Consider the following 2,426-nt stretch of genomic DNA (forward strand, 5'->3'; position numbering starts at 1 on the left):
TGTTTATTGCATAATAAAAGTGCCGAATATTGCAACGTAAAAATGCCTAGCAAAAGTGCAAAAAAGGCACTTGCCAGCAACCCAATATCCTCCTATCGTTAAGTTTGACGAGAACTAGCGAAGGAGAGCGGAAGGATGCTGAAAATGCCTCAACAAGAGTATATCAAATTTTTACGTGAAGCAGAAGGATGTTCGGTAAGTGAAATAGCGAGACAAGTGGGGGTGCATTGGCGAACCGCCAAACGTTATGCGGATCAAGAAGACTGGAATGCGGCGTTACGCAAGCGAAAAAGCAACAGCCCCGTGATGGGCCCGTTTATGGAGATCGTGGATACGTGGCTCGAGGAGGATCGGCTGCTTCCGCGCAAACAGCGGCATACCGGCGTGCGCATCTTTCAGCGATTGCAGGCGGAACACGGCTTTACAGGAGGTCAACGCACCGTCCTAGCCTACGTCAAGCGACGCAAAAGTGAGATGGATCTCGAACGGGCCAAAACCTACGAACGTTTAGAACATCCGGCTGGTGAAGCCCAAGTGGACTTTACAACCCTGCAAGTGAGCCACAACCAGCAACTCTTAACGTACAAACTGCTGGTGCTATCCTTTCCTTCCAGCAATGCGGCTTTTGTTTACCCAACACCAGCGGAGAACCAAGAATGCTTTCTCGAAGGCATGCAGCAAATCTTTGGGCAGATGGGCGGGGCTCCCCGGCGGATCTGGTTCGACAATCTGTCCGCAGCCGTCGTGCATGTAGAGAAAACACGGCGAGCGGCAGTTAACGGAGGGCTTCCAACGCTTCTGTGCTCATTACCGGATTGAAGCCGTGTTTTGCAACCCGTACAGTGGTCATGAGAAAGGGCATGTGGAGAACAAGTGTGGCTATTCTAAGCGCAACTGGGCCGTTCCCCTCCCCACGTTTGAAAGCCATGATCAACTTGCCGCCGACTTCGCGGAACAAGCTCGGAAAGACCGTGAGCGCCTCCACTATGCCAAGGGAAAACGCATCGCCGACCTTTGGGAACGCGACCGCCAAGTGTTGCTGGCTTTGCCAGAAACGCGCTATGAAGCTTTCCGGATGAGTGCAGCCGTAGTGAACAAGTACGGAGAAGTTCAGGCGGATGGCACGGCCATTCCACTGGTTGGCTTGGTATCGCCCGGTCGAGAGGTGATGATCCAGTCCTACTGGGACCGCTTTGTGGTCCTTACCGAGCAGCAACAGGTCGTGCGAGAAGTTCCTCGTCCGTATACCGGTCGTACAGCCGAGATACCCTGGGTGCAGGTATTCGCTAATCTGCTTCGAAAACCGCGCAGTGTCACACATTCCCAGTTTGTTCGCATGCTCCCGGAGTCCGTGCAGCGGTATGTGGGCATTGCTGATTTGATGATACGCAAGGAGCGCCTGCAGGCACACGCCCATTGGAGTGGTGTTTACGCGCTGTCCCAGATCCAGGAGGTACTCGAAACGACAGGTGACGAAGCCACGGTGATGCAACTGACTGCGGCACTGAGTTTGCAACAGGCCAGCCGCGATATTCCTTCGAGTTGGAGCGAAACCTTGTCTCCACCCGGCACGCAAGCGAGCCCTTCGCTTGATGCTTATGATCGCCTTATGGGGGTGAGCTGAGATGCGGGCTGACCTGACCGAACTTTGTCGACAGCTACGGCTTGCCCATGTGGTGGACTACGTGGCCCAGCATCCAGACAAAGAGATGGGCCAGTGGGTGGAGCAACTGCTTCTGGCCGAACGAGACGGAAGACGACGGGCCAAACTGGGTAAGTTGGTGCAGCAGGCGGGCTTCCCCCATCTAAAAACCTTTGATGGATATGTGGAAAACCACATTACGTACCCGGAAGGAAGTTCACTCGATCGATTACGGGAGATGGAATGGCTGGAACAGAGGGAAAATCTGTTGTTGATGGGGGCCGTAGGGACAGGCAAAACCCATATGGCGACAGCGCTGGGGATTGAAGCTTGCCGTCAAGGTCACGCAGTGCAATTCTACCGCGCCTCGGATTTAGTGGCGGTGTTACAAGAGAAGTTTGCCGCCGGCACGTTAAGCCGGTTTCGCGAGAAACTCAAAAAGCTGGAGTTGCTTATTCTGGATGAGGTGGGTTATGTCCCCTTTAGCCAATCCGGATCGGAGCTATTATTTAACGTCATCGCGGATTGCTACGAGCAGCAGAGCGTGATCGTGACATCCAATTTGGAGTTTGGCCAATGGACGTCCATCTTCGGCGATACCAAGCTGACATCGGCTTTGGTGGATCGTCTTGTCCATCATGCCCATATCCTCTCATTTACCGGAGATAGCTTCCGACTGAAGCAGGCGATGGAACGAATCCCACAAATTTAATAAGCTGGCAAGTGGCCTTGGCATTTTTAGAAGCAAAACTCAGCATTTTTCGCTTGCAAAAAACACCCGGCC

3 protein-coding genes are annotated in these 2,426 nt (G+C 53.4%); all 3 read left to right on the forward strand.

All coding sequences use genetic code 11. From position 1 onward, the window contains the following. Positions 1–135 precede the first annotated feature (135 nt). From PSHG_RS29565 to istB, 3 genes are read left to right on the forward strand one after another with little or no spacing between them, the layout of a single operon-like run. Complete coding sequence (locus PSHG_RS29565) at positions 136–819, forward strand: hypothetical protein (RefSeq protein ID WP_081505209.1); 684 nt, start codon at positions 136–138, stop codon at positions 817–819. Positions 820–862: 43 nt separating this feature from the next. Beyond that, on the forward strand, positions 863–1,624 hold the full coding sequence (locus PSHG_RS29570) for a hypothetical protein (protein ID WP_052310082.1): 762 nt from the start codon (positions 863–865) through the stop codon (positions 1,622–1,624). Position 1,625: 1 nt separating this feature from the next. Then, positions 1,626–2,354 (forward strand): IS21-like element helper ATPase IstB, encoded by a 729-nt coding sequence (gene istB, locus PSHG_RS20050; RefSeq protein WP_010276867.1) that lies wholly within the window; start codon positions 1,626–1,628, stop codon positions 2,352–2,354. Positions 2,355–2,426: the final 72 nt, after the last annotated feature.

The sequence above is a fragment of the Paenibacillus senegalensis JC66 genome, from assembly GCF_000285515.1.
Classification (GTDB): domain Bacteria; phylum Bacillota; class Bacilli; order Paenibacillales; family NBRC-103111; genus Paenibacillus_L; species Paenibacillus_L senegalensis.